Source organism: Agromyces sp. NPDC004153, from assembly GCF_053603635.1.
The window spans coordinates 402788-429717 of sequence record NZ_JBSGFY010000002.1 but is presented as its reverse complement, the minus strand read 5'-3'; the positions used below and the strand labels follow the sequence as shown (position 1 = coordinate 429717).

The following is a 26930-nucleotide window of genomic DNA, read 5'->3' as shown; positions in this document are numbered from 1 at the left end:
CCGTCAGGCGGCGAGCGTTTCCTTGGCGGCGGCGACGACGGCATCGGTGGTGATGCCGAACTCGCGGAACAGGGTCTTGTAGTCGGCGGAGGCGCCGAAGTGCTCGATCGAGACGCTCCGGCCGCGGTCGCCGACGTACGGGCGCCACGTGAGGGCGATGCCGGCCTCGACGGAGACGCGGGCGGTGACGGACGCCGGCAGCACGGCCTCGCGGTACTCGGCGTCCTGCTCCTCGAACCACTCGAGGCTCGGCGCCGAGACGACGCGCGCCTGGATGCCCTCCTCGGCGAGGCGCTCGCGCGCCGCGACGGCGAGCTGCACCTCGGAGCCGGTGGCGATGAGGATCACGTCGGGCTCACCCGACGGCGCCTCGGCGAGCACGTAGGCGCCCTTCACGAGGCCCTCGGCCGAGGCGAGCGTGTCACCGGATGCCGCGCCGTCGCCGCGCTCGAACACGGGGATGTTCTGGCGGGTCAGCGCGAGGCCGACGGGGCCACCGCGACGCTTCAGGATCTCGAGCCAGGCGACCGCGACCTCGTTCGCGTCGGCGGGCCGCACGACGGTGAAGTTCGGGATCGCGCGGAGCGTCGCGAGCTGCTCGATCGGCTGGTGCGTGGGGCCGTCCTCGCCGAGGGCGACCGAGTCGTGGGTCCAGACGAAGATCGACGGCACGTGCATGAGCGCGGCGAGACGCACCGCGGGGCGCATGTAGTCGCTGAAGATCAGGAACGTGCCGCCGAACGGGCGCGTAGGGCCGTGCAACACGATGCCGTTGACGATGGCGGCCATGGCGTGCTCGCGGATGCCGAAGTGCAGCACGCGGCCGTAGGGGTTGCCGGCGAACTCGTGCGTCGACCACTCGGTCGGGATGAACGAGGCCGCGTCGTTGATGGTCGTGAGGTTCGACTCCGCGAGGTCGGCCGAGCCTCCCCAGAACTCGGGCAGCTCGCCCGCGAGGGCGTTGATGACCTTGCCGGATGCCGCGCGGGTGGACAGCTCGGTGCCGCCCTCGAACGACGGCAGCAGGGCCTCGATGCCGTCAGGCAGCTCGCCCGCCTCGAGGCGGTCGAGCAGCGCCTTGCGCTCGGGGTTCGCCGCGGCCCAGGCGTCGAACCCGACCTGCCACTCGGCGTGCGCGACGGCGCCGCGCTCGCGCGCTTCACGCGTGTGCTCGATGACGTCCTCGGCGACGACGAAGGTCTGCTCGGGGTCGAAGCCGAGCACCTCCTTCGTGGCGGCGAGCTCGGCCGCGCCGAGCGCCGAGCCGTGGATCTTGCCGGTGTTCTGCTTGCCGGGGCTCGGCCAGCCGATGATGGTCTTCAGGATGATGATCGAGGGCTTCGAGGTCTCGCCCTGGGCGGCCTCGATCGCGCGGTGCAGCTCGGCGACGTCTTCGACGTACTGGCCGGTCTTCTTCCAGTCGACGGTCTGCACGTGCCAGCCGTAGGCCTCGTAGCGCTTCGCGACGTCTTCGGTGAAGGCGATGTTGGTGTCGTCCTCGATCGAGATCTGGTTCGAGTCGTAGATCACGACGAGGTTGCCGAGCTGCTGGTGGCCGGCGAGCGAGGATGCCTCGCTGGTCACGCCCTCCTGCAGGTCGCCGTCGCCGGCGACCACGTAGACGAAGTGGTCGAACGGGCTCGTGCCCGGCGCGGCCTCGGGGTCGAACAGGCCCCGCTCGTAACGGGACGCGTACGCGAACCCGACCGCGGAGGACAGGCCCTGGCCGAGCGGGCCGGTCGTGATCTCGACGCCGTCGGTGTGGCCGTACTCGGGGTGGCCGGGGGTCTTCGAGCCCCACGTGCGCAGCGCCTTCAGGTCGTCGAGCTCGAGGCCGTCACCCGCGAGGTACAGCTGCACGTACTGCGTGAGCGAGCTGTGGCCCGCCGAGAGGATGAAGCGGTCGCGGCCGAGCCACCTGTGGTCGGCCGGGTCGCGACGCATCACCTTCTGGAAGAGGAGGTAGGCCGCGGGGGCCAGGCTCATCGCGGTGCCGGGGTGCCCGTTCCCGACCTTCTCGACGGCGTCGGCCGCGAGGACGCGCGCCGTGTCGACCGCGCGATCGTCGATGGGTTCCCACTGCAGAGTTGCCACGAGGTGATGTTCCTTCCGATCGTGACGGCGTCGGGAACCGACCGGCCCCGACCCGCCGAGGACGTTGCGGCGCGGTTCCGCCCGGGCGACGGATCCGACCGGCAGTCTTGCGAGACGCCCTCATGGTCGAACCCGCGAAGCCGGGCGCGCATTCCTCAGTATATGGATTCCGGGGCCCAGTGTGACGGGCTGTGACTCACACCCGACTCCGCGTGATGTGAGGTGGAAAGCGCATTCCCCGAACCCGCGCGCGAGCATGTCCTAGAATCGTTGGAGGCCGCACGGGGAGTGGTCGAGACACCCGCGCCCAGAAGAGGAACGATGCAGGCAGCAGCCGTACACACACGCGAGTCGCGTCCGGCGATGACGGTACGGCGGAAGCTCGCCGCGTACCTCGCTCTCACCAAGCCGCGCGTCATCGAGCTGCTGCTCGTGGTGACCGCACCGACCATGATCCTCGCCCAGAACGGGCTCCCGAACCTCTGGCTGCTCGTGGCCACCCTCATCGGCGGAGCGATGAGCGCCGGCTCGGCCGGGGCGTTCAACTGCTACATCGACCGCGACATCGACCGCGTCATGCGGCGCACGCGCGGCCGCCCGCTCGTCACCGGCGAGCTCACCGACCGCGAGGCGCTCGTCTTCGCCTACGGGCTCGGCGCGGCATCCATCGCCTGGCTCTGGGTCTTCACCAACTGGCTCGCCGCGCTGCTCTCGCTCGCCGCGATCCTGCTCTACGTCGTCTTCTACAGCCTCATCCTCAAGCGGCGTACCTCGCAGAACATCGTCTGGGGTGGCGTCGCCGGATGCATGCCGGTGCTCATCGGCTGGGCGGCCGTCACCGGCAGCCTGAGCTGGACCCCGTTCATCCTGTTCCTCATCATCTTCCTCTGGACGCCGCCGCACTACTGGCCGCTCTCGATGAAGTACAAGGACGACTACGCCGCCGCCGGCGTGCCGATGCTCGCGGTCGTGCGCGGCCGGGCCCAGGTCGGCCTGCAGGTGATCCTCTACGCGTGGGCGACCGTGGCGTGCTCGCTGCTGCTCATCCCCGTCGCGGGCATGGGCCTGCTCTACTCGACGGTCGCCGTGGTGACCGGCATCTGGTTCATCTACGAGACGCACCGCCTCTACAACCTCGCGATCCGCCATGAGCAGGTCTCGCCGATGCGCGTGTTCCACGGCTCGATCGCGTACCTCTCGCTGCTGTTCCTCGCGATCGGGATCGACCCGCTGCTTCCGTTCTGAGTCGGAGGGACGGTGCGCCGTCCCTGACCCGGCGCACCGCCGTCGGATGCGCGACACCACCTCGCAGTGGGCTGTGCTGACATGAGACGGGTGCGCCGGTCCACTCCGGCGCACCCGTCAGGAGATGCGTACTCCTCAGAAGAAGCGTGGTTGCTGCTCGGGGATCCAGGACGGGGCGCCGACGCCGGCCCCCGTCAGGTCGTCGCAGCGGACGAACTGGTCGTCGATGCGCTGCAGCGAGCACTCTCCGAACCCGTGCGACTGCACGGACGGAGCGGCGGGCGCCCCCTCGGGGCGGGCGGATGCGGGGGCGGCGATGGCCGTCGTGAGGAACGCGGCGATGAAGAGGGATGCGCCGACGGTGCGTGCAGTGGACATGATCGTTGCCTTTCAGGGAATCGGACGGCACCACGCTCCGCCCCCGACGGGTACGCCGAATCGGGTGCGACCCCTGAGATGGGGGCGGAACATCCTGAGATCCGTCGGCGCAGCGGTGCCAGACTGGGATGGTGGCCGTGCCACCCGGGCCGTCGTCGCCGGTGTTCGTCGGGCGCGAGCGGGAACTCGGGACCATCAGGGGGCTCCTCGATCGATCCGCCGCCGAGGAGGCGCAGGCCCTCGTCGTCTCCGGGGACGCCGGCGTGGGGAAGACGGCGCTGGTGGCGCACGCCTGCTCGAACGGCCGTCGGGCGCTGACGATCTTCGGGGCGTGCCTGCCCCTCACGTCGATGTCGATACCGCTGATGCCGATCCGCGCCGCGCTGCGCGCGATGGACGAGGAAGACGACGGGGGCGGGGTCGAGCTCGACGGCGACGACCGCGATCTCACCGTGCGCTTCGACGACTGGCTCGGCCGGCGATGCCGGGAACGTCCGGTCGTGCTCGTCGTCGACGACGTGCAGTGGGCCGACCAGTCGACCCTCGATGCGCTGATGTACGTCATCGCCGGCCCAGCACGACGCCGACTGAGCGTGATCGCGACCCTCCGCGCGGGGGAGGTGGGCCTGGGGCATCCGTTGCAGCGCTGGCTCGCGGACATCCGCCGACTTCCCCGCATGTCCGAGCTCGCCCTCGACCCCCTCGACCGAGCAGGCACCGCCGAACAGCTGCAGGCGCTGCTCGGCGCGGTTCCGCACCAGTCGTTGATCGACGACGTGCACGGTCGCACCCGGGGCAACCCCTACTTCACCCGCCTCATGGTCAGCGGGCTGCCCGCGGATGCGCGGGCCGCACCCGAGACATTCCCCGCCGACCTCAGTTCGGCGGTGCTGCAGGCATGGTTCCGCCTGACGCCCGAGACGCGCCGGCTCGCCACGGTGCTGGCCGTGGGCGGCGTCGCGATGCACGCGGGCGAGCTCGCCGAGGTGGTCGATGCCGACGCGTCGGTGGACGCGATCCGCGCCCGCCTCACCGAAGCGGTCGACCAGGGGACGCTCGACCTGCTCGACGACGGCGCGTACTGGTTCCACCACCCCATGAACGCCGAGGTGCTCGAGGCCTCGCTCGGAGAGGACGAACGGCGCGAATGGCATCGTCGGTTCGCGAAGCTCCTGGAGGCACGACTCGCGGATCCGGCTCCTGCGGCGTCGGTGATCGCCATCGCCGACCATCGGTACCGCGCCGGCGAGACCCTGGCCGCCTTCGACTGGGCCCTGCGAGCCGCCGCCGCGGCGGGTGATGCCGCGGGTCGCGCGGAGGAACTCCGGCTGCTCCGGCGCGCGGTGAGCCTGCGCGAGGACCTCGACGACGTCACGCCGTCGCTCGACGAACTGCTCCGACGGCTCCGGCACGCGGCGGCCGATGCCGGCGCCACCGGCGACGAGCTCGACGCCGTCGAGGCCCTGCTCGCGCGGGTGGACGGACGGGCCGAGCCGCTCGTCGCGGCCGAGCTCCGCGTCCGGCGCATGCACCTGCGGTTCATGCGCGGAAGGTCCTTCATCGAGGTCGACGAGATGCGGGAGGCCGTCGGGCTCGCGTCGGCCGACACGTCGAGTCGCGAGTACGCGATCGCGCTCGCAGAGCTGGCGCACGCGGAACTCTGGGCCGGCGACCCGGCCGCTCTCGCACACGCACGAACGGCGATCGACGTGGCCCGCACGGCGGGAGACCCACAGGCGTTGTCACTCGCGCTCTCGGCCGGTTCGATGGCGGCGAACTTCGCGGAGGAGACGGCCGTCGCGGCCGAGCTCGGGCGAGCGGCGCAGGCCCCCGCCCTCGAGGCGCGCGCATGGTGGGCGTTCGTGCACGCGTCGATGTGGGAGGCGAACGCCATCGAGACCTGGGCGAGCGAGGCCTTCGCACTCCGCATGCGGGACCGTCGACTCGAACTGGAGGCGCACGGCGGTCCGCACGCGTACATCGCGTGGCTCTCGGCTGCCGAGGCCAGCTCATGGTTGACCGTGGGCGGCTGGCACGAGGCCGACGAACGGCTCCGGGTGGCGCTGGGCTCCGATCCCGGGCCGCTGGGTGATCTCGAGGCCCGTCTCGCGGCAGCCCGGCTCGCCGTGCTCCAGGGCCGACAGCGGGAGGCCGAGGGACACCTGCTGCGGGTCGAGGAACTCGTCGTGAACGGGTCGGCGTTCCTCGCCGTCGAGTACGACGCGGTCCGTGCCGAGGTCCGGCTCGGCGCGGGCGACCCCGTCGGCGCCTATGCCGCCGCACTCGAGGGCGCCGTCGATCGCGGGGTCCCGCCGACCATGGCGGAGTGGCTGCTGCCCTTCGCGGCCAGGGCACTCGCCGACCGGGCGCAAGCGGCGAGGGACGGCGGTGAACCGACGGATGCGATCCTCGCGACCCTCGACGCCCTCGTCGAGCGCTTCCCCCACGTCATCGAGGACTCGGGAACGTGGACGGAGCTCATGCGACACCAGGTCGACGCGCTCGACCGCCTGTACGTCGCCGAGCGCGCTCGCGCGCGAGCGGATGCCGCCGCAGCGTCCTGCTGGACGGAGACGGTCGAGGCCTGCGCCGATGCGCATCTCCCATGGGAGGAGGCCTACGCGCGCTGGCGCGCCGCGGAGGCACTGCTCGGCCGGGGCCACGACCGGCAGGCGGGCGCCGAGATGCTCCGCACCGGGCTCGCGCTCGCACGCCGGCTGGGCGCGAGGCCGGTCGAGGGCGAGCTGCTCGATCTCGCCGCTCGTGCACGGGTCCCGATCGAAGAGCCGGGCGACGCGGCATCCGCTGCGCCGGCCCCTCTGCCCGGCCTCACCGAACGCGAGCGCGACGTGCTCGACCTCATCGCGGTCGGTCGCACGTACGCCGAGATCGCCCGGACGCTCATGATCAGCGAGAAGACCGTGAGCACGCACGTGTCCCACCTGCTCGCGAAGACCGGGACCGCGAATCGCGTCGAGCTCGCCCGACTGGTGCACCGCGTGGCGGACGAGGGCCCGACCGGCCCCTAATCGGGATCGTCGAGCTCGTCGAGCTCGCGGTCGCCGTCGTGGGCCGCGTAGAACGCCGACTGGCGGCGCATGAGCTGCTCCACGCCCACGGCCCGGTCGACGCCGTAGACCGTGCCGGGGAAGTCGAGCGCCTGCTGGATCGCCCAGATCTCCTCGTGCCGATCGGGGGACAGGATGCGCGCGGGGGATCCGACGGCCACCCAGCCGATCGGGACGACCGCGCCCGGCTCGAGTGTCGTGTTCACCTGCACGATGCCGTTGATGCGCACCTCGGCGTCCTCGCCGACGACCGCGCCGGGGAAGAGCGACGCGCCCGTTGCGATGAACGCCCGGTCGCCGACCGTGGCGCCGTTGAGGTGCGCGTGCGGGCCCACCATCACGTGGGACCCGATGACGGCCGGATGCCCCGCGCGGCCCCGGATGACGGCGTGCTCGAGCACCACGGACTCACGCCCGACCGCGCACCTCGCCGTCCTCCGCCGTGAGCACCGCCCCGTGCAGGATGCGCGCGCCCGCCTCGATCACCACGTCGCCCGACACGATCGCGCCGGGCGCGATCGTGGCCGCGGGGTCGATGCGCGGCGTGCGGCCGCGATGCTCGACGATCATGCGCCGACGGATGCCTCCACCGGCCGGTCGGCCGAGACGGGACGCTTGAGCCGCAGCACCACCACGGTCATCGTGGCGGCGGTGAGGGCGGCGAGCACCATGTGCACGCCCACGGCGAGCGGAGGAAGGCCGTTGCGCGCCTGGTAGAGGCCGACGGCGATCTGCACGAGCTCGGCGGCGAGGAGCACGATCGTCCAGCGGAGGGTCGGCAGGCGCAGGCGCCAGGCGCCGACGACCAGCGCGACGGTCAGGGCGAGCAGGGCGTAGCCCGGCCACGCGTGAACGTGCTCGAGGAGCTCGGCCTCGAAGCCGTTGCGGCCGACCGCGGCATCCCCGGAGTGCGGGCCCGCGCCTGTCGTGAGGATGCCGAACACGATCGTGAGGGCGAGCACGGCGGTCGTGGCGTGCGTGAGGCCGGCGTACCAGCCCGGGACGGCGAGCTCACGGGGGCCGGGGGTCGCGTCCATGCGCACGATGAAGGCGGCGCACACGCACACGAGCAGGAGCGACGACACGTAGTGGAAGCCGACGATGAACGGGTTGAGCCCCGTCCACACGGTGATGCCACCGACGATCGCCTGCGCGACGACGCCGGCGCCCACGATGAACGCGAGCGTGAAGAGGTCGCGCCGCTGCCGGCGGATGCGCCACACGAGCACGAACAGCACGAGCGCGACGATGCCGACGACGCCCGTCATCATGCGGTTCCCGAACTCGATGAGCGAGTGGTAGCTGAGCTCCTCGGTGGGCACGAGCGAGTCGGCCGTGCAGGTCGGCCAGGTGGGGCATCCGAGGCCCGAACCCGTGAGCCGCACCGCGCCGCCCGTGCCGATGATCATCGTCTGCACGGCGAACGAGAGCCACGCGAACACGCGGATCCGCGTGTCGATGCGATCGGGCAGCCACTGGGCGAAGCGATTCACGCTGAAGGGTCCTGATCCGGGTCGGACTGTGACGGCACTGGGAGATCGGACCAGCCGGGAGTGCGACCCTATAGACTTGAGGGGTTGGAGATCCCGCGAGGCGCGCCAACGCGCGATACGGGTTGCCAACCATCTTAGGTTCGCACTGGAGCCACCCGCACATCATCGCCCTCCCGTCGAGCACCTCGACCCGCGAGGGGGCATGAGCCGGACTGATAGCCGGTCGCACGGGAGGAGAAGAGGGAGAGCATGACGGACGTACTGATCGACCGCCCCGAACTGGAAGGGCTCGGCACGTACGAGTTCGGCTGGGCCGACTCCGATGTCGCCGGCGCATCCGCCCGACGCGGCATCTCGCCCGAGGTCGTCGCGGACATCTCGCGGCTGAAAGAGGAGCCCGAGTGGATGCTCCAGCGCCGCCAGCGTGCGCTGCAGCTCTTCGAGCGCAAGCCCATGCCCACCTGGGGCGCCGATCTCTCGGAGATCGACTTCGACAACATCAAGTACTTCGTCCGCTCCACCGAGAAGCAGGCCCAGACCTGGGAGGACCTGCCCGACGACATCAAGAACACCTACGAGCGCCTCGGCATCCCCGAGGCCGAGCGCCAGCGCCTCGTGGCCGGCGTCGCCGCGCAGTACGAGTCCGAGGTGGTCTATCACCAGATCAACGAGGAGCTCGAGCGCCAGGGCGTCATCTTCATGGACACCGACACGGCGCTGCGGGAGCACCCCGAGTTCTTCGAGGAGTACTTCGGCACGGTGATCCCCGCGGGCGACAACAAGTTCGCCGCGCTGAACACCGCGGTGTGGTCGGGCGGCTCGTTCGTCTACGTGCCGCCGGGCGTGCACGTCGAGATCCCGCTGCAGGCCTACTTCCGCATCAACACCGAGAACATGGGCCAGTTCGAGCGCACGCTCATCATCGCCGACGAGGGCTCCTACGTGCACTACATCGAGGGCTGCACGGCCCCGATCTACAAGTCGGACTCGCTGCACTCGGCCGTCGTCGAGATCATCGTGAAGAAGAACGCCCGCGTGCGCTACACGACGATCCAGAACTGGTCGAACAACGTCTACAACCTCGTGACCAAGCGCGCCACGGCCGCCGAGGGCGCCACCATGGAGTGGATCGACGGCAACATCGGCTCGAAGGTCACGATGAAGTACCCGTCGATCTTCCTCATGGGCGAGCACGCCAAGGGCGAGACCCTCTCGGTCGCGTTCGCGGGCCCGGGCCAGCACCAGGACGCCGGCGCCAAGATGATCCACATGGCGCCCTACACCCAGTCGTCGATCGTCTCGAAGTCGATCGCGCGCGGCGGCGGCCGCGCCGGCTACCGCGGTGAGGTCCGCGTCGACGCCAACGCCCACCACGCGGCGAACACGGTGCGCTGCGACGCCCTGCTCGTCGACACCATCTCCCGCTCCGACACCTACCCGGCGATCGACATCCGCGTCGACGACGTCGTGCTCGGCCACGAGGCCACGGTCTCGAAGGTCAGCGAGGAGCAGCTCTTCTACCTGATGGCTCGGGGCATCCCCGAAGACGAGGCCATGGCGATGATCGTGCGCGGCTTCATCGAGCCCATCGCGCGCGAGCTCCCCATGGAGTACGCGATGGAACTCAACAAGCTCATCGAGATGGGCATGGAAGGATCGGTCGGCTAGAGAATGACCGCCGCAACGCAGAGCACAGCCATGCCCACCGCCGAGCAGCACGGGTTCCGACCGCACTCCGACGGCGCCTTCGTGCCCGTGCAGACGCGCTCCGAGCGCTTCCGCTCGGTGAACGTCGACGACTTCGCCCCGGTCACCGGCCGCGAGCACGAGTGGAAGCTCTCGCCCGTCGCCGCGTTCGCCGACCTCACCGGCGGCGAGCTCGACGGCTCGCGCGTCGAGGTCGAGTCGACGGATGCCGCGGGCGTCGACGTGTCGTGGATCGCCCGCGACGACGCCCGCGTCGGCGGCACCGGCGGGATCCCCGAGGAGCGCGCCGCGGCGAACGCGTGGTCGAGCTTCGGCGAGGCCCTGCTCGTCACGGTCGACGGCGAGGACGAGAAGACCGTCGTCGTCACCCGGCACGGGCTCGGCGAGTCGCCGCGGGCCGCGCACACGGTCATCCAGGCGGCGCCGAACAGCCGCGGCCTCATCGTGCTCCGCGGCACCGGTCCTGCCCGCCTCAGCGAGAACGTCGAGATCGTCGTCGGCGAGGGCGCCTCGCTCACAGTCGTCTCCCTCCAGGAGTGGGACGACGACGCGGTGCACCTCGCGAGCCACTTCGCGCGTCTCGGCCGCGACTCGTTCCTCAAGCACATCGTCGTCTCGCTCGGCGGCAAGGTCGTGCGGGTCAATCCGTCGACGCACCTCGCCGAGCAGGGCTCCGACGTCGAGGCCCTCGGTCTCTACTTCGCCGACGCCGGACAGCACCTCGAGCAGCAGGTGTTCGTGCACCACGACGCGCCGCACACCCGCAGCCGCGTGACCTACAAGGGCGCGCTGCAGGGCGATGGCGCGCGCAGCGTCTGGATCGGCGACGTGCTCATCGGCAACGCCGCGGTCGGCACCGACAGCTACGAGCAGAACCGGAACCTCGTCCTCACCGATGGCACCCGTGCCGACTCGGTGCCGAACCTCGAGATCGAGACGGGCGACATCGAGGGGGCCGGCCACGCGAGCGCGACCGGCCGCTTCGACGACGAGCAACTGTTCTACCTGATGGCGCGCGGCATCCGCGAAGACGAGGCGCGCCGGCTCGTGGTGCGCGGCTTCCTCACCGAGATCGTCCAGAAGATCGGCTCGCCCGAGCTCGAGGAGCGGCTCACGGCCGCGCTCGAGGCCGAGCTGCAGGGGAGCTGACGTGGCATCCGTTCGCATCTGCGCCGTCGACGACCTCGGCACCAACGAGGCCGCGCGCTTCGTGGTCGAGGGCGTGCCGATCGCCGTCGTGAAGGACGCCGCGGGCGACATCTTCGCCATCGGCGACACCTGCACTCACGGCGACATCTCCCTCGCCGAGGGCTTCGTGGAGGACGACACGCTCGAGTGCTGGGCGCACGGCTCGAAGTTCTCTCTCACGACCGGCAAGCCGCTGACCCTCCCCGCGTACGAGCCCGTCCCCGTGTTCCAGGTCGAGGTGAAGGACGGCGACGTGCACATCGACCCGTCGGTCACCCTGACCGTCTGACCAGCCCGACCCACCAGCTTCCGGCCCGAGCGGCCGACGAACGAAAGAGATCCACAAGAACCATGTCCGTGCTCGAGATCAAGAACCTGCACGTCAACGTCGAGACCGACCAGGGCGTCCGCGAGATCCTCCGCGGCGTCGACCTCACCATCAACGAGGGCGAGATCCACGCGATCATGGGGCCGAACGGCTCCGGCAAGTCGACCCTCGCCTACACGATCGCCGGTCACCCCAAGTACACCGTCGTCCAGGGCGAGATCCTGCTCGACGGCGAGAACGTGCTCGAGATGACCGTCGACGCCCGCGCTCGCGCCGGCCTGTTCCTCGCGATGCAGTACCCCGTCGAGATCCCCGGCGTGACCGTCACCAACTTCCTCCGCACCGCCAAGACCGCGATCGACGGCGAGGCGCCCTCGATCCGCGGCTGGGTGAAGGACGTCCGCGAGTCGATGTCCAACCTCCGAATGGACCCGGTCTTCGCCGAGCGCAACGTCAACGAGGGCTTCTCGGGCGGCGAGAAGAAGCGCAACGAGATCCTCCAGCTCGAGCTGCTGAAGCCGCGCTTCGCCGTGCTCGACGAGACCGACTCCGGCCTCGACGTCGATGCGCTGAAGATCGTCTCCGAGGGCGTGAACCGTGCCAAGGCCAACACGGGCCTCGGCATCATGCTGATCACGCACTACACGCGCATCCTCCGGTACATCCACCCCGACTTCGTGCACGTGTTCGTCGCGGGCAGGATCGCCGAGCAGGGCGGCCCCGAGCTCGCCGAGCGGCTCGAGGAAGAGGGCTACGACCGCTACCAGGTCGCGGAGACGGCCGTCGCCGAGTAGGCCGCGGCTAGAATCGCATCATGGTCACCACACTCGCACCCGAGCGCTACGACGCGGTCACCGAGGCGCTCAAGGACGTGATGGACCCCGAGCTCGGCGTCAACGTCGTCGACCTCGGCCTGATCTACGACCTCGGCTGGGATGACGAGCACGACGCGCTCGTCATCCACATGACGCTCACGAGCGCCGGATGCCCCCTCACCGACGTGCTCGAGGAGCAGACCGCCGAGGCGCTCGACGGCATCGTCGACGCGTTCCGCATCAACTGGGTGTGGATGCCGCCGTGGGGCCCCGAGCGGATCACCGACGACGGCCGCGACATGATGCGCGCCCTCGGGTTCGCGATCTAACCCATTTCGTTCCGACCCCGACGCCCCGGATGCCGCGTGCATCCGGGGCGTCGTCGCATTTCAGCGGCACGTGCTCGGCGGCGACCGAACCCGGCGTCGCGGCGGTGCCGCCGCTCAGGCCAGGCCGCGGCGCCGCAGCAGCGCGTCGATCGACGGCTCGCGTCCGAGCAGCGCGCGGATCGACTCGCCCGGATCGCGCGAGCCGCCCGGCTCGAGCACCTCGCGGCGGTACCGGTCGCCGTTCTCGCGGGTCGCGCCGCCGTTGTGCTCGAACCATTCCATGACGTCGGCGCCCGGCACCTCGCTCCAGATGTACGAGTAGTACCCGGCGTCATAGCCGCCCGCGAACACGTGGGCGAAGTACGCGCTCGAGTACCGCGGCGGCACGAGCGGGTCGGCGAGGCCCGCGGCCGCGAGCGCCGCGTGCTCGAACCCGGTGACGTCGGTCACCTCGGCTCCGTCGTCCTCCGCGCCGAGGCGATGCCATGCCTGGTCGAGCACGGCGGCGCCGAGGTACTCCGCGGTCTCGAAGCCCTGGTTGAAGCCGCGCGCGGCGATGAGGCAATCGGCGAGCTGCTGCGGCATCCGCGCGCCCGTCTCGTGGTGCACGGCGTAGTGCCCGAGCACCTCTGGGCGCAGCACCCACAGTTCGTTCACCTGGCTGGGCAGCTCGACGAAGTCGCGGAAGACGTTCGTGCCGGCCTGCGACGGGTAGCGGACACGCGCGAGCAGGCCGTGCAGGGCGTGCCCGAACTCGTGGAACAGCGTCTCGGTCTCGTCGAACGTGAGGAGCGTCGGCTCGCCGGCGGCGGGCTTCGGGACGTTCATGTTGTTGACGACGACGGGTAGGTCGCCCGTGAGCTCGGACTGGTCGACGAGCGCGCTCATCCACGCCCCGCCGCGCTTCGAGTCGCGCGTGTACGGGTCGAAGAGGTACAGGCCGACCGGGGAGTCGTCGGCTTCGAACACCTCGTAGACGCGCGTGTCAGGGTGGTAGCCGACGAGGTCGGCGCGGCGGGCGAACCGGAGGCCGTAGAGCAGGCCTGCGGCGTGGAAGACGCCGTCGACGAGCACGCGGTCGAGCTCGAAGTACGGTCGCAGTCCTGCGAGATCGACGTCGTGGCGCTCGGCGCGCACCTGCTCGGCGAGGAACGCCCAGTCGGCGGCGACGGGTGTGCGGGCACCGGCGGCGGTCGCCCGTGCGGCGAGGTCGGCGCGCTCGCGCGCGACGTTCCGCGTCGCCGGCGGCACGAGCTCGTCGAGGAGGGCCGCGACGGCCTCGGGGGAGCCGGCGGTCTCGCCCGCGGTCACGGCCGCGGCGTGGTCGGGGAACCCGAGCAGCTTCGCCCGCTCGGCGCGCAGGCACACGATCTCGAGCAGCCCGGCCCGAGTGTCGTGCGCTCCGCCGCGAGAGCCGCGCGCCCTGGACGCGGCGAGGAGGCGGTCGCGCACGTCGGGTCGGGTGAGCGCGGCGAGCGCCGGCTGCCCCGTCGGGAGCACGAGCGTGATGAGCCACCCGTCGAGATCCCTCGAGCGGGCCGCCTCGCGCGCCGCCGACCGCGCGCCGGCATCCAGCCCGTCGAGTTCCGCCTCGTCGGTGAGGTGCAGCGCGAGGTCGTTCGTGTCGGCGAGCAGGTCCTGCTGGAAGGCCGTGGTGAGCGAGGAGAGGCGTTCGTTGAGCCCGGTGAGGCGGCTCCGCCCCTCGGGGTCGAGCCCGGCGCCGGCGAGGACCGCCTCGGTGTAGGTGCGGTCGAGGAGGTAGGCCTGATCGGGATCGAGGCCCAGGTCGTCTCGGAGGCCGTGCAGCACGCCGATGCGCGCGAACAGGCGCGGGTCGAGGCGGATGGCGTCGCGGTGCGCGGCGAGCTTCGGCGCCAGCTCGGCCTCGAGGGCGTCGAGCTCGTCGCTCGCGTCGGCCGAGCTCGCGTTCGCGAACACGGGCAGCACCCGGCGGAGGAGGACCCCCGACCGCTCGAGGGCGACGAGCGTGTTCTCGAAGCTCGGCGGCGCGGCATCCGTGGCGATCGCCTCGACCTCGGCGCGCTGCTCGCGCATGCCCGCCTCGATCGCCTCGCGGTAGTGCTCGGGCCGCACGAGCCCGAACAGCGGGAGGCGGTAGGGGAGCGGACTGGGTTCGAGGAACGGGTTCGTGCGATCGTCCATCCGACCACCCTAGGGGCGAGCGCGACGGCGTCGCGACGGTCGTAGGCTCGACGTATGCAGCGCGACGGGGAGTCGATCGAGTCCGCACCGGCCGAGGCGTACACGCACGGCCATCACGAGAGCGTGCTCCGCGTGCACTCCTGGCGCACGGTCGACAACTCCGCCGCCTACCTCGCGCCGCACCTCGAGGCCGGCGCCCGCGTGCTCGACGTCGGCAGCGGCCCGGGCACCATCACCATCGACCTCGCGCGCCGCGTGCGACCCGGCCTCGTGACGGGCGTCGACGCCGCGGCCGACGTTGTCGCGCGCGCCGCGGGCCTCGCGTCGAGCGAGCGCGTCGACAACGTCGACTTCCGCGTCGGCGATGCCTACGCCCTCGAGTTCGCGGATGCCGCGTTCGACGTCGTGCACGCGCACCAGGTGCTGCAGCACCTCGCCCGGCCCGTCGACGCGCTGCGCGAGTTCCGGCGGGTGCTGAAGCCCGGCGGCATCCTCGCGGTGCGCGACGTCGACTACGGCGGCGTGATCTGGAGCCCCGCGTCGTCGGGCCTCGACCGCTGGCTCGAGCTCTACCACGACGTCGCGATCGGCAACGGCGGGGAGCCCGACGCGGGCCGTCACCTCACGCGATGGGTGCGCGAGGCGGGCTTCGTCGACCTGGAATCCACCGCGACGACCTGGGTGTTCTCGACCGCGCTCGAGCGCGAGTGGTGGGGCAACTCGTGGGCCGAGCGGGCGACGCAGTCGCAGTTCGCGGCGCACGCGATCGAGTCGGGACACTCGAACCCGGCCGAGCTGGCGCGCATCGGCCAGGCATGGCGCGATTGGGCGACCGACGGCGACGGGTGGCTGCTCATGCCGCACGCCGAGGTGCTCGCGAAGGCCTGAGGGCCTACCAGTCCTCGTCGGCGTCGTGCACGTCGATGATGGCGTCGCTGATGACGGTACCGTCGTCGAGCTCGACGATCGGGCGGCCCTCGAGCCAGGTCAGCGTCCAGTGGCGGCCGGCGCCCTCGCCCTCGTGGCCCGCTTCGGCGGCCGCGATGCGCGGGCGCAGGTCGGCGGGCACGGATGCCGGCGGCTCGGCGCCGAACTCCCAGCGCGTGCCGAGGCGCATCAGGCGTCCATCTCGTAGGTGACCCACGTCGTGCGGCGCGCCAGGTCGTCGTAGAGCTTCTGCGCGTCGGCGTTGTCGGCCGCCGTGATCCAGCTCACGCCGCCCGAGCCGATCTCCCGCGAGCGCGCGTGCACGAACTCGATGAGCGCCCGCCCGACCCCCGATCCGCGCGACTCGGGGTCGACGTAGAGATCATCGAGGTAGAGGCCTCGCGTCGCCTGGAGCGTGTCGGGCACGACCCGATACTGCGCGAGTCCGACGGGCGTGCCCTCCTCGTCGACGGCGAGTGCCGCCTCGAGCGGGTCGTGCTCGTCGCGGATCCAGTTCCAGACGATGAGCGCCTTCGCGTCGTCGAGATCGGTCTCGTAGAACCGGCAGTACGCCTCGAACAGCGGCAGCCAGCCGAAGAAGTCGTCGTCGCCCGCCATGCGGATCTCGTGTGCCATGCGTTCCCCCTACGCCTCGGGTGCGGCGAGCACGATGTCGCGCACCTCGAACTCGTCGGCCTCCACGAACGACAGCGACGCGATGCGCCCCACTGCGCGGAGGTCGGATGCCGCGGACTCGAGCAGCGCGATCGCGGTCGCCGGGGCGGCGATCACGGCGCTCGACACCGGGGTCTTCTGCGATGCCTTCGCGTCGGTCTTGGCGCGACGGATGCCCGTGAGCGCCAGGCTCGCGAGCTCGAGCAGCTCGACACCGGCCTCACCGCGGGCGGCGAGTTCGTCGGTCGTCGGCCACGCGGCGCGGTGCACCGAGCCCTCGTTCGACCAGCGCCAGGCCTCCTCGGTCGCGAACGGGATGACCGGCGCGAACAGGCGCAGCAGCACCGAGAGCGCGGTCTTCAGCGCCGCGACGGCCGAGGCCTGCTCGGGACTCGGCTCGCCGTAGGCGCGCTCCTTGACGAGCTCGAGGTAGTCGTCGCAGAAGGTCCAGAAGAAGGTCTCGGCGACCTCGAGCGCCCGGGCGTGGTCGTAGGCGTCGAACGAACGCGTGGCGCTCGCGACGACGTCGGCGAGCTCGGCGAGCATGCTGCGGTCGATCGGCACGGTCACCGGGGCGTCCGCGCTGCCGTCGAAGCCGAGGATGAACTTCGCGGCGTTCAGCACCTTGATGCTGAGGCGCCGGCCGATCTTCACCTGCGTCGGGTTCTGCGGATCGAACGCGGCGTCGACGCCGAGGCGGCTCGACGCGGCCCAGTACCGCACCGCGTCCGAGCCGTGCTGCTCGAGCAGGCCGGCGGGGGTCACCACGTTGCCCTTCGACTTCGACATCTTCTTGCGGTCGGGGTCGACGATGAAGCCCGAGATCGCCGCGTTCGCCCACGGCTGGGTGCCGTGCTCCAGCTCGGCGCGCAGCACCGTGGAGAACAGCCACGTACGGATGATGTCCTGGGCCTGCGGCCGCAGCGAGTACGGGAAGACGAGGTCGAACAGCTCGGGGTCGCGCTCCCAGCCGCCAGCGAGCTGCGGGGTGAGCGAGGACGTCGCCCAGGTGTCCATGATGTCGTGCTCGCCGACGAAGCCGCCCGGCTCGCCGCGCTGAGACTCCTCGTAGCCCGGCGCGGTGGCCGACGACGGGTCGACCGGCAGCAGCTCGCGCGTCGCGACGATGGGCTCGTCGAATACGGGATTCCCGTCGGCGTCGAGCGGGTACCACACCGGGATCGGCACGCCGAAGAAACGCTGGCGGGAGATCAGCCAGTCGCCCGCGAGTCCGCCCACCCAGTTCTCGTAGCGCACGCGCATGAAGTCGGGGCGCCAGTCGATCTCGCGGCCGCCGTCGACGAGGCGCGATCGCAGCTCCTCGTCGCGCGCGCCGTTCACGATGTACCACTGACGCGTGGAGACGATCTCGAGCGGGCGGTCGCCCTTCTCGAAGAACTTCACGGGGTGCGTGATGGCCTTGGGCTCGCCGAGGAGGTCGCCCGACGCGCGGAGCTGCTCGACCACTGCCTGCTTGGCCGAGTAGGCGGTCTTGCCGGCGAGCTCGGCGAACGCGGCACGACCGGACTCCGAGGTGATGGCGTCGGGCGCCTCGGCGACGATGCGGCCGTCGAACCCGATGATCGTGCGGTTGGGGAGATCGAGCTCGCGCCACCACACCACGTCGGTCACGTCGCCGAACGTGCAGATCATGGCGATCCCGGTGCCCTTGTCCTTCTGGGCGAGGTGGTGCGCCACGACCGGCACCTCGACGCCGAACACGGGCGTCGTCACGGTCGTGCCGAACAGCGGCTGGTAGCGCTCGTCGTCGGGGTGGGCGACGAGGGCCACGCACGCGGGGATGAGCTCGGGGCGGCTCGTCTCGATCTCGACCGTGCCGCCGTCGGGGCGGTGGAACGTCACCCGATGGTAGTGGCCGGCCTGCTCGCGGTCCTCGAGCTCGGCCTGGGCCACCGCGGTGCGGAACGTCACGTCCCAGAGCGTGGGCGCGAGCGCCTGGTAGGCCTCGCCGCGCTCGACGTTGCGGATGAACGCGAGCTGCGACGTGAACAGTGCCTCGTCGGCGATCGTGCGATAGGTCTGCGTCCAGTCGACCGACAGGCCGAGCGCGCGGAACAGCGCCTCGAACTCCTGCTCGTCCTCCACGGTGAGCTTCTCGCACAGTTCGATGAAGTTGCGGCGGCTGATCGGCAGCTGGTCGGCGGCCTTCGTGCTCTTGTTGTCGCCGCCCTCGAACGGCGGCACGAAGTCGGGGTCGTACGGCAGCGTCGGGTCGCAGCGCACGCCGTAGTAGTTCTGCACGCGGCGCTCGGTGGGCAGGCCGTTGTCGTCCCAGCCCATGGGGTAGAAGACGCTGCGGCCGCGCATGCGCTGGTAGCGCGCCACGAGGTCGGTGTGCGTGAACGAGAACACGTGGCCGATGTGCAGCGAGCCCGATGCGGTGGGCGGCGGGGTGTCGATCGAGTAGATCGCGTCGCGCGTGGCCGACTCGCGGTCGAACCGGTAGGTGCCGTCCTGCTCCCAGACGCCGCCCCACTTGGCTTCGAGGCCCTCGAGTGCGGGCTTGTCGGGGATGCGCGGGGTGTCGGTCATGATGCTCCGGGTTCAGTATGTACGGCACCGAGTCCATGGGGGTGCCTGAATGTGCGACGCTCCAGCCTAGCGGATGGAGCGTCGCACCCCGCGGAGCGGGCCGCTCAGGCGGTGGGACCGGCCGCCTGCGCTTCGAGCTGCTGCTCGGGGTCGCCCGACTCGGGCACCACCGGCATCCGGGCGGCCGCCCACGCGGCGACGAGCGTCACGGCGGAGAGCACGGCGAGCACGATCCCCGGGTGCCACCACACGTACCCCGTCGCCTCGCCGAGCGCCACCGTCACGAGCGGCACGAAGCCGCCCACGGTGGCCGCGATCGCGTATGAGACCGAGAGCGCCGAGTAGCGGAAGTGGTCGGGGAACAGGTCGTTCATGAGGCCGCCGAGCGCCGCCCACGACATGGTCGGCAGGATGCCGCCGATGATCATGGTGCCCACGAGGATCGGGAACGTCGCGAACTGGAGCAGGAAGTACATCGGGAACGTGATGAGCAGCGTGCCGAGCGCGCCCCACGCCACGACCCGCGCGGAGCCGATGCGATTCGCCCACGCGCCGAAGAGCGGGATCGTGACGAGCTGCAGCAGGCCGCCGATCGTGGTCGCGATGAGGAGGTCCTGGAAGCTGAAGCCGAGCTCCGCCGCGCCGTAGTTGATGGTGTACGTGTTCATCAGCGAGTACGAGCCGATGCCGAGCATCGCCGCGCCGATGGCGATGAGGATCGCCACGGGGCGCTTCTGGAACATGGTCGCGAACGGGACGCGGTCGCGGCGGCCCTCGGCGACGACCTCCTTGAACACCGGCGTCTCGTCGATCGACCAGCGCAGGTAGAGCGAGACGAGCAGCAGCGGGATCGCGAGGAGGAACGGGATGCGCCAGCCCCACGCCGCGATCTCCTCGGCGGGGAGCACGATGGTCATGATGATGAACAGGGCCGCGGAGAGGATCGAGCCGACGGGGGAGCCGAGCTGCGGGATGGCGGCGTAGAACGCGCGCTTCACGGGGTTCGAGTGCTCGGTCGCGAGCAGGATCGAGCCACCCCACTCGCCGCCGAGCGAGAGCCCCTGCACGATGCGCAGCAGCACCAGGCCGACGGCGCCGAGCCAGCCGGCCTGCGCGTAGGTCGGCAGGAGGCCGATGAGGCCGGTCGCGACCCCCATGATGCCGACGGTCCAGAGCAGCGTCGCGCGGCGCCCGAGGCGGTCGCCCATGTGGCCGAAGATCGCGGCGCCGATCGGGCGGACCACGAACGCCAGGGCGATCGTCGAGAACGCGGCGAGCGTGCCGCCGAACTCGCCGAGCGGGTCGAAGAAGAGCGGGCCGACGAAGAACGCCGAGAAGTACGCGAAGACGTAGAAGTCGAACGACTCGAGCGAGGTGCCGACCATGGACGCCCACGCGATGCGTCGGATGTGGGGCGGGTCCGCGGGCGTGGTGGGCACGGGGGTTGCAGTGGTCACGATGGGTCCTTGTGGGTTCTGGCTGCGGTGAGCCCGACGGCTCGGCGGGTGCCGGCGTCGCGCGACCGACGGCGTGATCCGGGCCGGTCGACGGGGCGCGCTGGGGGAGCGGGGACGCCCCGACGACGCGGCTCGGACTCATCATGGCAGCGGCCGATCCGACCGACAAGCAACTTGTTCGCATTCGACTAGCACAATACGATCGGAATGTGCTGATCCGACTCGATCCGACCCGTCCGACCCCGCTCTTCGAGCAGCTCGCGTCGGCCGTGCGTGCCGCGATCATCGACGGTCGCGTCATCGGCGGCGAGCGCCTCCCCGCCGCACGCGACCTCGCGGGCGATCTCGGCGTGAACATGCACACCGTGCTGCGGGCATATCGCGTGCTGCGCGACGAGGGCCTCATCGAGCTGCACCGCGGCCGCGGCGCCGTCGTCGCGGTGCGCATCGGCGGCCACGCCGCCCTCGCCGGGGCGATCCACGACCTCGTCGACGAGGCCAAGCTGCACGACCTGCCCGAGAGCGCCCTGCTCGCGCTCATCAGCGAGGCGTACCGGTGGTCGCCGTCGTCGCCCGGAGTGATCCGCACCGCGCCGACACGGTAGGCTTGAGGGCAACGACATCGATCCGGCCATCACCGGGGAGTCTTCGGAAGAACGCGAGCGGATGCCCCGTGGCATCCGGTCGCTGGTAGAACCGAACGGGTCGGCCCGTCACAGCCGCAACGAGGGGCCTCAGGATCGTTGATCCCGGGGCAAGCGAGGTGGTACCGCGGCGGAGCTCGATCGAGCGGCCGGCGTCCTCGCGGAAGCATCCGTCCCCGCAAGGAGCGAGCGTGTACCCCCGTACCCCAGACGACCACTCCGTCGCCCCATCGCCCGACTTCCCGTCGGTCGAGCGCGAGGTCCTCGCGTTCTGGAAGGCCGACGACACCTTCCGGGCGTCGATCGACCAGCGCGACGGCGCACCCGAGTGGGTCTTCTACGACGGCCCGCCGTTCGCCAACGGCCTGCCGCACTACGGGCACCTCCTCACGGGTTACGCGAAGGACCTCTTCCCGCGGTTCCAGACCATGCGCGGGCACCAGGTGCACCGCCGGTTCGGCTGGGACACCCACGGCCTGCCCGCCGAGCTCGAGGCCGAGCGCCAGCTCGGCATCACCGACAAGAGCGAGATCGAGGAGATGGGCATCGCGGCCTTCAACCAGGCCGCGCGCGACGCCGTGCTGCGCTACACCGAGGAGTGGCAGGACTACGTCACCCGCCAGGCGCGCTGGGTCGACTTCGAGAACGACTACAAGACGCTCGACCTCCCCTTCATGGAGTCCGTGATCTGGGCGTTCAAGACGCTCTACGACAAGGGCCTCGCCTACGAGGGCTACCGCGTGCTGCCGTACTGCTGGCGCGACCAGACGCCGCTGTCGAACCACGAGCTGCGCATGGACGACGACGTCTACAAGATGCGCCAGGACCAGACCGTCACGGTCACCTTCCCGCTCACCGGTGCGAAGGCGGAGTCGCTCGGGCTCACCGCTGTGCGCGCCCTCGCGTGGACGACGACGCCGTGGACGCTGCCGACGAACTTCGCGCTCGCGGTCGGTCCCGGCATCGAGTACGCCGTCGTGCCCGCGGGACCGAACGGCACGCCCGACGCGACCGTCAATCGCGAGCACGTGGGGGCGACCGACACCGAGGTGCTCGGCGCCGAGTACCTGCTCGCCCGCGACCTGGTGGGCAGCTACGCCAAGGAGCTCGGCTACGACTCGGCCGAGGGCGCCCGAGCCGCGGTCTCCCGCACGGTCACCGGAGCCGAGCTCGAGGGCGTGACCTACGACCGGCTCTTCGACTACTACGCCGACGTCGACCACTACGGGCTGCAGAACGCCTGGCAGATCCTCGTCGCCGACTACGTCACGACCGACGACGGCACCGGCATCGTGCACCAGGCCCCCGCCTACGGCGAGGAGGACCAGAAGGTGGGCGAGGCCGCCGGCATCCCGGTGATCCTCTCGCTCGACGAGGGCGGCCGGTTCCTCCCGGCGGTCACGGATGTCGCTGGGCTCCTCTGGTTCGATGCGAACAAGCCGCTCACGCAGGTGCTCAAGGCCGAGGGCCGGCTGCTCCGCCAGGCGAGCTACGAGCACTCGTACCCGCACTGCTGGCGCTGCCGCAACCCGCTCATCTACAAGGCGGTGTCGAGCTGGTTCATCCGCGTGCCCGACTTCCGCGACCGCATGGGCGAGCTGAACCAGGAGATCACCTGGGTCCCCGAGAACGTCAAGGACGGCCAGTTCGGCAAGTGGGTCGCCGGGGCCCGCGACTGGTCGATCAGCCGCAACCGGTACTGGGGCTCGCCGATCCCCGTGTGGAAGAGCGACGACCCCGAGCACCCGCGCATCGACGTCTACGGCTCGCTCGAGGAGCTCGAGCGCGACTTCGGCGTGCTGCCGCGCAACTCGCACGGCGAGCCCGACCTGCACCGCCCGTTCATCGACGACCTGACCCGCCCGAATCCCGACGACCCCACCGGGAAGAGCACCATGCGGCGCATCCCCGACGTGCTCGACGTGTGGTTCGACTCGGGCTCGATGCCGTTCGCGCAGGTGCACTACCCGTTCGAGAACCAGGAGTGGTTCGACTCGCACAACCCGGCCGACTTCATCGTCGAGTACATCGGGCAGACCCGCGGCTGGTTCTACACCCTGCACGTGCTGTCGACGGCGCTCTTCGACCGCCCGGCGTTCGAGAACGTGGTGAGCCACGGCATCGTCCTCGGCAGCGACGGGCAGAAGATGTCGAAGTCGCTGCGCAACTACCCCGACGTCTCCGAGGTCTTCGACCGCGACGGCTCCGACGCCATGCGCTGGTTCCTGATGTCGAGCTCGGTGCTGCGCGGCGGCAACCTCGTCGTCACAGAGGAGGGCATCCGCGAGGGCGTGCGGCAGGTCATGCTGCCGCTGTGGAGCACGTGGTACTTCTTCTCGCTCTACGCCAACACGGCGCGCGAGGGCGGCTACGAGGCGCAGCGGCGCACCGACTCGGCCGACGTGCTCGACCGCTACCTGCTCGCGAAGCTGCGCGACCTCGTGGCCGGCGTCACCGCCGACCTCGAGGACTTCGACTCGCCGCTCGCGGCGCAGAAGCTGCGCGACTTCGCCGACGTGCTCACCAATTGGTACGTGCGCCGGTCGCGCGACCGGTTCTGGGCGGGCGTCGGCGAGGACGGCTCGGGTTCCGAGGCGTTCGACACGCTCTTCACGGTCCTCGAGACCTACACGCGCCTCGCCGCGCCGCTGCTCCCGCTCGTCACGGAACAGGTCTGGCGCGGGCTCACGGGCGGCCGCAGCGTGCACCTGGCCGACTGGCCCGACGCCGATGAGTTCCCGGCCGACCCGGCGCTCGTCGCCGCCATGGACGCCGTCCGCGAGATCAGCGGCGCCACCCTCGCGCTGCGCAAGCAGGCGGGTCGCCGCGTGCGCCTTCCGCTCGCGAACCTCACGGTCGTGACGTCGGATGCCGCAGCGCTCGCGCCCTTCGAGGGCATCCTGCGCGACGAGCTCAACGTGAAGTCGGTCGACCTCGTGCCGCTCGACGACTCGAGCGCCGAGGCCTACGGCGTCACGAAGCGGCTCAGCGTCAACGCGCGGGCCGCCGGACCACGCCTCGGCAAGTCGGTGCAGCAGGCGATCCAGGCGGCGCGGTCGGGCGACTGGTCGCTCAACGACGAGGGCGTCGTGGCCGGCGGCATCGCGCTGGAGCCCGGCGAGTACGACCTCGTGCTCGAGGCCGGCGGCTCGGGCGACGGATCGAACGCGCTCGCGCTGCTGTCCGACGGCGGCTTCGTGCTGCTCGACACCGCGACGACGCCCGAACTGGAGGCCGAGGGCCTCGCGCGCGATGTCGTCCGCGCCGTGCAGGAGGCCCGCAAGGCCGCCGGCCTCGAGGTGGGCGATCGCATCCGCCTCGGCCTCACGCTCGACGCGATCGGCGCCGCCGCGGCATCCGCGCACCATGCGCTCATCGCCCGGGAGACGCTCGCCTCCGAGCTCGACATCGAGACGGCCGCCGACGTGGCGGGCGCCACGGCGTCGCGTCCGGTCGGCGACGGCTCCGCCCTGCTCGTGGACCTGGAGAAGCTGTGACCGACGCATCCGACGACTTCGAGGCCGCCGAGGCACGCGACGCGGCCGACGCCGTGTATGCCGAGCTCATCGCCCGTGTCGGCGAGGGCTCGCCGCGGCCGAGGCTGGCGCCGACGCGGCGGACCGTCGAGCTGCTCGGCGACCCGCACCGCGCCGCGCCCGTGATCCACATCACCGGCACGAACGGCAAGACGTCGACGAGCCGCATGATCGAGAGCCTGCTGCGCGCCTCGGGCCTCCGCACCGGCCTGCTCACGAGCCCGCACCTCGAGCGGTTCACCGAGCGCATCCGCATCGACGGCGAGCCCATCGCCGACGAGGCCGTCGCGCGGAACTGGGAGGAGATCCTCCCGTTCATCGCGATCGTCGACGCCGAGCTCGAGGGCGCCGGCGAGGAGCCGCTGACCTTCTTCGAGGTGCTCACGGTGCTCGCCTTCGCGTGCTTCGCCGACGCGCCCGTCGACGTCGTCGTGCTCGAGGTGGGCATGGGCGGCGAGTGGGACTCCACGAACGTGGCCGACGGGCAGGTCGCGGTGTTCACGCCGATCGACCTCGACCACCAGTCGCGCCTCGGCTCGACGATCACCGAGATCGCGCGCACGAAGTCGGGCATCATCAAGCCCGCGGCATCCGTGGTCAGTGCACGCCAGCCCGATGCCGCGCTCGAGGTGCTCGAGGATGCGGCCGATCTCACCGAGTCGACGCTCGCCGTCGAGGGCGACGCCTTCGACGTGCTCGAGTCGCGCGTGGCCGTCGGCGGACAGCTCGTGTCGATCCGCGGACTCGCGGGGGAGTACCGCGACATCGCGCTGCCGCTGTTCGGCCGGCACCAGGCCGAGAACGCCGCCGTGGCCATCGCGGCGGTCGAGGCGTTCATCGGCGGGGGCGCCGTGCGCCTCGCCGACGAGGTCGTCGACGGCCTCGCGACGACGACGTCGCCCGGGCGCCTGCAGACGATCGGCACCGAGCCGACGGTCATCGTCGACGCGGCGCACAATCCTCACGGGGCTGCCTCGCTCGTGGCGGCGCTCGAGGAGTACTTCGACTTCGACGAGGTCGTGTTCGTGTTCGGCGTGCTCGCCGACAAGGACGCCGAGGGCATCGCCTCGGTGCTCGCTCGCACGGGCGGCGCGTTCCTCGTGACGCGGCCCGACTCCGAGCGGGCCCGCGACGCCGGCGAGGTGGCGGCGTCGATCGCGGCCCGCATCGGGCCCGAGCGCGTACAGGTCGTCGACCGGCTCGACGACGCGCTCGACGAGGCGCGCGAGTGGGCGTCCGAGGCGCCGAAGCGCGCGGTGGTCGTGACCGGCTCGATCGGGCTCGTCGCCGAGGCGATGGCGATCGGCGCCGACCGCGGCTGGGGTCGCGCATGAGCGGCGGACCGGACACGCCGGCCGAGCACGAGCCCGATTCCGACACCGCACGTGACCAGCCCGGCGAGCCCGACACGCCGGCCGACGTCCCCGGCGCCGAGCCCGTGGCCGTCGAGCCGCGCTCGGTGCAGCGCACCCTCGCCTCCATCGTGCTCGCGTTCGAGATCATCGTCGTCTTCCTCGCCGCGCTCGTGATCTGGGGCCTCGCGCCCACCGAGAACGGCACGTTCGACCTGCCGCCGTGGATCGCGCTGGCGGCCGGCGGCGTGGTGATCCTCGGCCTCGTCGCCACCATCGGACTCCTGCGGTTCCGGTGGGGGTACGGCGTCGGATGGGCCATCCAGGGGCTCATCCTCGCGGCGGGCCTGCTCAATCCGGCGATGTTCTTCGTCGGCGCCATCTTCGGCGGCCTGTGGGCGTACTGCATGGTCGTCGGTGCACGGATCGACCGTGAACGGACGGCATCGGCCGATCCGGGGAAGGAACAGGAATGACGACCCCCATCGAGGAGACCCTCGTGCTCGTGAAGCCCGACGGCGTCGCGCGCAACCTGACGGGCGAGATCCTCCGCCGCATCGAGGCGAAGGGCTACTCCCTCGTCGACATCCGCATGGTGCAGCCCGACCGCGACCTGCTCGCGCGACACTACGCCGAGCACGAGGGCAAGCCCTTCTACGAGCCGCTGCTGGAGTTCATGCAGTCGGGCCCCGTCGTCGCCATGCGCGTCGCCGGCAACCGCGTCATCGAGGGCTTCCGGATCCTCGGCGGCACCACCGACCCCACGACCGCGGCGCCCGGCTCGATCCGCGGCGACTTCGGCCGCGACTGGGGCCTCCGGGTGCAGCAGAACCTCGTGCACGGCTCCGACTCGGTGGAGTCGGCCGAGCGCGAGCTCGCGCTCTGGTTCGCCTGATCGGATGCCGCGCCGGCCGGGTCGCCCGGCCGGCGCGCGCCCTGGGGTCTGGGCGGCGGCCCCGGCGGGGTCGACGCGATCGC

At 71.2% G+C, this 26930-nt stretch carries 23 protein-coding genes; 13 read left to right on the top strand and 10 right to left on the bottom strand.

The window, feature by feature from the left end; all coding sequences use genetic code 11:
• Positions 1-3 precede the first annotated feature (3 nt).
• The gene (gene tkt, locus ACWEOH_RS15950) at positions 4-2094 is read right to left on the bottom strand and encodes a transketolase (RefSeq protein ID WP_452032624.1); all 2091 of its coding nucleotides are present in this window, start codon (positions 2092-2094) and stop codon (positions 4-6) included.
• A gap of 321 nt (positions 2095-2415) precedes the next feature.
• Between tkt and ACWEOH_RS15945 the strand changes: the two genes are divergently transcribed.
• Positions 2416-3339 (top strand): heme o synthase, encoded by a 924-nt coding sequence (locus tag ACWEOH_RS15945; protein ID WP_452032622.1) that lies wholly within the window; start codon positions 2416-2418, stop codon positions 3337-3339.
• A 135-nt stretch (positions 3340-3474) separates the two neighbouring features.
• Here ACWEOH_RS15945 and ACWEOH_RS15940 read toward each other — a convergent pair whose 3' ends face one another.
• Positions 3475-3717, bottom strand: coding sequence for a hypothetical protein (locus ACWEOH_RS15940; RefSeq protein ID WP_452032620.1), 243 nt, complete (start codon positions 3715-3717; stop codon positions 3475-3477).
• Positions 3718-3848: 131 nt separating this feature from the next.
• Here ACWEOH_RS15940 and ACWEOH_RS15935 point away from each other — a divergent pair, with 131 nt between their 5' ends.
• On the top strand, positions 3849-6746 hold the full coding sequence (locus ACWEOH_RS15935) for a helix-turn-helix transcriptional regulator (protein ID WP_452032618.1): 2898 nt from the start codon (positions 3849-3851) through the stop codon (positions 6744-6746).
• On the opposite strand, the gene ACWEOH_RS15930 is transcribed toward ACWEOH_RS15935, so the two are convergent.
• From ACWEOH_RS15930 to ACWEOH_RS15920, 3 genes are read right to left on the bottom strand one after another with little or no spacing between them, the layout of a single operon-like run.
• Positions 6743-7189 (bottom strand): gamma carbonic anhydrase family protein, encoded by a 447-nt coding sequence (locus ACWEOH_RS15930; protein WP_452032616.1) that lies wholly within the window; start codon positions 7187-7189, stop codon positions 6743-6745. The genes ACWEOH_RS15935 and ACWEOH_RS15930 overlap by 4 nt on opposite strands.
• Positions 7190-7193: 4 nt before the next feature.
• Positions 7194-7355, bottom strand: coding sequence for a hypothetical protein (locus ACWEOH_RS15925; RefSeq protein ID WP_452032615.1), 162 nt, complete (start codon positions 7353-7355; stop codon positions 7194-7196).
• The gene (locus tag ACWEOH_RS15920; RefSeq protein ID WP_452032613.1) at positions 7352-8278 is read right to left on the bottom strand and encodes a COX15/CtaA family protein; all 927 of its coding nucleotides are present in this window, start codon (positions 8276-8278) and stop codon (positions 7352-7354) included. Before ACWEOH_RS15920 ends, ACWEOH_RS15925 begins: the two co-directional genes overlap by 4 nt.
• 249 nt (positions 8279-8527) lie before the next feature.
• Here ACWEOH_RS15920 and sufB point away from each other — a divergent pair, with 249 nt between their 5' ends.
• The 5 genes from sufB (at position 8528) to ACWEOH_RS15895 (ending at position 12645) form a co-directional block, all read left to right on the top strand.
• Positions 8528-9946, top strand: a complete 1419-nt coding sequence (sufB, locus tag ACWEOH_RS15915) for a Fe-S cluster assembly protein SufB (protein WP_452032612.1) — start codon at positions 8528-8530, stop codon at positions 9944-9946.
• 30 nt (positions 9947-9976) lie between these two features.
• Entirely contained in the window at positions 9977-11134 is a 1158-nt protein-coding gene (gene sufD, locus ACWEOH_RS15910; protein ID WP_452032610.1) for a Fe-S cluster assembly protein SufD, read from the top strand.
• Between the two features lies 1 nt (position 11135).
• On the top strand, positions 11136-11462 hold the full coding sequence (locus ACWEOH_RS15905; protein WP_376954794.1) for a non-heme iron oxygenase ferredoxin subunit: 327 nt from the start codon (positions 11136-11138) through the stop codon (positions 11460-11462).
• A gap of 62 nt (positions 11463-11524) precedes the next feature.
• Complete coding sequence (sufC, locus tag ACWEOH_RS15900) at positions 11525-12295, top strand: Fe-S cluster assembly ATPase SufC (RefSeq protein WP_148734935.1); 771 nt, start codon at positions 11525-11527, stop codon at positions 12293-12295.
• Between the two features lie 20 nt (positions 12296-12315).
• Positions 12316-12645, top strand: coding sequence for a metal-sulfur cluster assembly factor (locus ACWEOH_RS15895; protein ID WP_148734936.1), 330 nt, complete (start codon positions 12316-12318; stop codon positions 12643-12645).
• A 114-nt stretch (positions 12646-12759) separates the two neighbouring features.
• Here ACWEOH_RS15895 and ACWEOH_RS15890 read toward each other — a convergent pair whose 3' ends face one another.
• Positions 12760-14808, bottom strand: coding sequence for a M3 family metallopeptidase (locus ACWEOH_RS15890; protein WP_452032608.1), 2049 nt, complete (start codon positions 14806-14808; stop codon positions 12760-12762).
• A gap of 54 nt (positions 14809-14862) precedes the next feature.
• On the opposite strand from ACWEOH_RS15890, the gene ACWEOH_RS15885 reads away from it, so the two are divergent.
• A complete protein-coding gene (locus ACWEOH_RS15885) occupies positions 14863-15696 on the top strand; it encodes a methyltransferase domain-containing protein (RefSeq protein ID WP_452032606.1) in 834 nt (277 codons plus the stop codon).
• Between the two features lie 4 nt (positions 15697-15700).
• Here the strand turns inward: ACWEOH_RS15885 and ACWEOH_RS15880 are convergent, their stop codons facing one another.
• The 4 genes from ACWEOH_RS15880 to ACWEOH_RS15865 all read right to left on the bottom strand — a co-directional run bounded on the left by ACWEOH_RS15880 (position 15701) and on the right by ACWEOH_RS15865 (position 20420).
• Positions 15701-15925 (bottom strand): hypothetical protein, encoded by a 225-nt coding sequence (locus ACWEOH_RS15880; RefSeq protein ID WP_452032604.1) that lies wholly within the window; start codon positions 15923-15925, stop codon positions 15701-15703.
• The gene (locus ACWEOH_RS15875; protein ID WP_452032602.1) at positions 15925-16371 is read right to left on the bottom strand and encodes an N-acetyltransferase family protein; all 447 of its coding nucleotides are present in this window, start codon (positions 16369-16371) and stop codon (positions 15925-15927) included. The genes ACWEOH_RS15880 and ACWEOH_RS15875 overlap by 1 nt, the downstream gene beginning before the upstream one ends.
• 9 nt (positions 16372-16380) lie before the next feature.
• Positions 16381-18963, bottom strand: coding sequence for a valine--tRNA ligase (valS, locus tag ACWEOH_RS15870; RefSeq protein ID WP_452032600.1), 2583 nt, complete (start codon positions 18961-18963; stop codon positions 16381-16383).
• Between the two features lie 104 nt (positions 18964-19067).
• Complete coding sequence (locus ACWEOH_RS15865) at positions 19068-20420, bottom strand: MFS transporter (protein ID WP_452032598.1); 1353 nt, start codon at positions 20418-20420, stop codon at positions 19068-19070.
• Positions 20421-20629: 209 nt separating this feature from the next.
• On the opposite strand from ACWEOH_RS15865, the gene ACWEOH_RS15860 reads away from it, so the two are divergent.
• From ACWEOH_RS15860 to ndk, 5 genes are all read left to right on the top strand, one after another.
• Positions 20630-21025 (top strand): GntR family transcriptional regulator, encoded by a 396-nt coding sequence (locus ACWEOH_RS15860; protein ID WP_452032596.1) that lies wholly within the window; start codon positions 20630-20632, stop codon positions 21023-21025.
• Between the two features lie 230 nt (positions 21026-21255).
• Positions 21256-24561 (top strand): isoleucine--tRNA ligase, encoded by a 3306-nt coding sequence (gene ileS / locus ACWEOH_RS15855; RefSeq protein WP_452032594.1) that lies wholly within the window; start codon positions 21256-21258, stop codon positions 24559-24561.
• Positions 24558-25934, top strand: a complete 1377-nt coding sequence (locus tag ACWEOH_RS15850; protein WP_452032592.1) for a bifunctional folylpolyglutamate synthase/dihydrofolate synthase — start codon at positions 24558-24560, stop codon at positions 25932-25934. Before ileS ends, ACWEOH_RS15850 begins: the two co-directional genes overlap by 4 nt.
• A complete protein-coding gene (locus ACWEOH_RS15845; protein ID WP_452032590.1) occupies positions 25931-26428 on the top strand; it encodes a DUF4233 domain-containing protein in 498 nt (165 codons plus the stop codon). The genes ACWEOH_RS15850 and ACWEOH_RS15845 overlap by 4 nt, the downstream gene beginning before the upstream one ends.
• Positions 26425-26847 carry a nucleoside-diphosphate kinase gene (ndk, locus tag ACWEOH_RS15840; protein WP_452032589.1) on the top strand — a complete coding sequence of 141 codons (423 nt, stop codon included), beginning with the start codon at positions 26425-26427 and terminating at the stop codon, positions 26845-26847. Before ACWEOH_RS15845 ends, ndk begins: the two co-directional genes overlap by 4 nt.
• Positions 26848-26930: the final 83 nt, after the last annotated feature.